Origin of the sequence: Promicromonospora soli (assembly GCF_014653785.1) — a bacterium.
GTDB classification, from domain to species: domain Bacteria; phylum Actinomycetota; class Actinomycetes; order Actinomycetales; family Cellulomonadaceae; genus Promicromonospora; species Promicromonospora soli.
Map to the genome: position 1 here is coordinate 1 of NZ_BNAS01000016.1, position 3,304 is coordinate 3,304.

Below are 3,304 nucleotides of genomic sequence, written 5' to 3' on the forward strand. Positions count from 1 at the left end.
GAGGTGGATCAGGGCGTTTCAGACGATGCTCGTGTGATCCGGTCGAGCCGGTGGCCGAGGATGCGGAAGCCTGCCGTTGTCCATCATCGTCGTGATGAGGGCCTCGACAGTCGTATGACCCGCCAGGAGCTGATTGACGAACGGTTGGACCTCCACCCGCTGCGCTGGGTCAGTCAGGCGTGGGAACAGGACTTCTGCAGCATCAACCGGGGAGATCTCGGCCAGTCCATCAGAGCCACGCGCGAGCGCGCGCATTTGTACGCTATGAGACTCGGTGCAAAGACCAGCCACGAGATCGGGAAGGTAATCCTCGAATCCCGGCTTGACGCGCAGGCGATGGAAGCCGTTCGTGACGATCAAATCACCGGAACTAGCGCCTGCGATGAACCACTTCTTGACCGAGTTCCAGATCCCGCCGATGAATATGTCCCCCGGCCTGGCGAAGTGCCGAGCCCTATCGGGGAGTTCCCATCCACGTCGCGTGGTCCAACGGAAGGAGCCGATTTCGACGTCCTGAATCTCGACGTATCGATAGGGAGTGGCGGGAACGATTTCTCGCCGTTCGCCCGCGTCACCGGAGCGCTCCCCTATGAAGTCAACGACGTCTCCAAGCCTGAAATGATCACCGTTCTCGATCTTTTCCCTAACTTCACAGTACTTTCGGGAGTGGCGCTTGGGATCGAGCGTCAGAAGCGGGTCCGAGAGAACTCGACCGATCTCTACTGTCCATCCCGGGGAGCTCTGGTCCGGTTCAGGGGCGACCCCCTTGGTGAGCCAGTTGTGGTCCGCCGATGCATCACTCGACCGGATTCCGCTAAGGGCACCCGGGAAATCGCTAGCAATCTGAGGGTCTCCGTCCTCACCCAGGATCAAGGTGCCGTCGGACTCGTCACGGATGTACGACGGGCTGGCCTTCTTATCACCAGTGACCCATCCGACGCGGTTGATGACTTCAACGGCGAACTCATAGTCCTCCGAGTCGGTAGCGTTCTTGAGGGGCGTCTCCCGCTTCTCACAGAAGATGACGCTCGCTGAAACATCGGCGCCAGAACCCTTGAATGTAAAGCGTGGCAATCCGATTATTGCCGCAATTCTCGTGTGACGAAGCAGCCATTCCCTGAGCACAAGGAATTTCGGGGACCTGTTGCCAAGGTAGCCATTGGGGACCACGAGAGCGACCCGCCCACCGCTTCTCAGAAGTCGGACACATGCTTCTGCAAACAGGATCCCCGTCTCCTGAGCGCTCAAGAGGTCGGACGACCGAGACCACGATCCAGCGGTGTGCGACCACTTGTGACCAAGGTCGAAGTTGGAGAGCACTTCCGCCCTCTTCTCGACAATTCGAGATCCAAAAGGAGGATTGCATACGACCACGTCACAGGTCTCTGCATTCTCCTTAATGGTTGCGAGCGAGTCTTCCTTCTTGATGTTTGTCTTGCCGTCTCCGTGGAGAATCATGTTCAAGACGCCGACCTGAACAGCTTCTGGAGAAATATCGCTTCCCCAAATGCTGCTGGCATAGTCCGTCCATCCAAAAGCGTTGCCGCGTCGGAATGTTGACGTTAGGAAGTCCGCACTGCCGCAAGCCGGATCTTTAACATGCTCCCCAAATCGAGGGTTAAGCAGTTCAACGATAAATTCGGTAACCGGCGTCGGCGTGAAATACTGCGCGAGATCCCATCGGTAGATGTGCTTCGCGAAGTACATATAGAAGTCCTGAATCACGCTGCGGTGCATCGCCACGACCTTTACGGGCGCAAGGACTCGCATTATTTCCACGAGCAACGTCCCCGGAACTGTCGCCGGAAGGTTCGGATCGACGCTTTCCGGCAAGAACCGCTGGTAGTAATCGACGGCCTGCTTGATTGTTCGATTAACTGCGGTGAGGGACGTCGCGGGGGAAATGTCGAGCGCGGCGAAGTCCTGGAGATCCAAGGGCGCGTCGGGTTGGTTCTGATGCTGGTGCTCGTCGTGCAGCTTTGCAAGAAGCAGCTGCATTATGATGTCGAATCGCTTGCTCTCACTGATCGACGAAGAGTGCAGTAGGTCTTCAATGCGACTGAATACAGACAGGAGCGAAACGTCAGCGCTGATCGTATTGAATGTGAGCGGTGTCGCACCAGGCTTGGCGCCAAACATCGGCAAATCGGAGAGTGGCCCCTCGTGAATTACCTTTGCACCGGCCCTCCTGGTGGTCCAGAAAACGCGTCGCTCGACGTCATCCCAGTAGAGCGCAACGCAGTCGTCGCGCACGGCAAAGTCCAGCATGGGCTTTACTTGATAGGACTTCGCGCTGGCGGCATCGACATTGTCGCGCTTCACTTCCGCAAGCAAAACTGCATGCTTGAGGATCTCGTCAACGTCGTCGCCCACGCTCGCCACGGGGACATCCAGGACTACGAAGTCTGCGCGGAAGCTGTTTCGGCCGCTATTCCCAAAACGCTTGATAACAGCTTCAACACGGATGTTTGCTACCGGGTACCCGCTGTCTACAAGGTGCTTAAGCGCCTCGACCCTGAACCGCTCTTCGGTCGGAGTGAGCCCATCACGCCCCTTCGCTTTAGCCTTCAGGCGTCCGCGGACGGGGCAGACGAGAGTGAGTCCTTGAACCATGTGCCCATCTTGGACCACCAACGCCATCTGGCATAACGACCGCGCCACGGATGCAACGCACGATCGAACTACGGTGCGTGAGGCAGGACGTAGACGGCGGCCGGTTCAGTGCGGTTGTCGCCGTACTGGTGGGTGAGGGCGGCCACGCGGTGGGCACCGAGGCGTTCGTAGAGACGGATCGCTGCGCGGTCCTTAAGCATGACGTCGAACGCGATCGCGAGTCCATGCGCCCGCGCGAAGTCCACTGCGGTTTCCATCAGGAGACGGCCCGCGCCGCTGCCCCGGTGATCGGGGTCCACGAAAAGCCGGACAGGGATCGCAAGATGGGCGGTGTCGCCCCCGGTCTGGTCGCGCCATGCTCGCGCGGCGTCGTCATCGGAGGTAGCCATCGTGAGTGTGATCTGCCCTATGGGCTTGCCGTCCTCGGTCGCAGTCCAGCTCCGGAGCTCGTTGGGGTGGCGCAGCCAGCCCTCCGGATCTGCCACGCCCTCCACGGGGTAGCCGTCCAACTCATGGACTCGTACGAGGGTTGCGGCCAGGGCGGGAAGGTCGTCCTCGGAGCGCGTGCGAATCGAGAGGGCCATGGATCAGTCCTCCACGGGCATGTCGTAGTCGAGTGCTGAGTAGTCGGCGCGCATGCGGAAGTTGGTGACCTCGAACGGCTGCTTGTCGGCCGTCATGCCTGTGTGCC

At 59.5% G+C, this 3,304-nt stretch carries 2 protein-coding genes; both read right to left on the reverse strand.

Annotation, left to right across the window (positions count from 1 at the left end; translation table 11 throughout):
* Window positions 1-18: 18 nt before the first annotated feature.
* Window positions 19-2,613, reverse strand: a complete 2,595-nt coding sequence (locus tag IE250_RS24275) for an HsdM family class I SAM-dependent methyltransferase (RefSeq protein ID WP_189671897.1) — start codon at window positions 2,611-2,613, stop codon at window positions 19-21.
* Window positions 2,614-2,681: 68 nt separating this feature from the next.
* Entirely contained in the window at window positions 2,682-3,197 is a 516-nt protein-coding gene (locus tag IE250_RS24280) for a GNAT family N-acetyltransferase (protein WP_189671898.1), read from the reverse strand.
* Window positions 3,198-3,304: the final 107 nt, after the last annotated feature.

Coding starts and splice junctions, on each gene's coding strand:
- IE250_RS24280 (WP_189671898.1), bottom strand. CDS start 3,197: ATGGCCCTCTCGATTCGCACGCGCTCCGAGGACGACCTTCCCGCCCTG.
- IE250_RS24275 (WP_189671897.1), bottom strand. CDS start 2,613: ATGGTTCAAGGACTCACTCTCGTCTGCCCCGTCCGCGGACGCCTGAAG.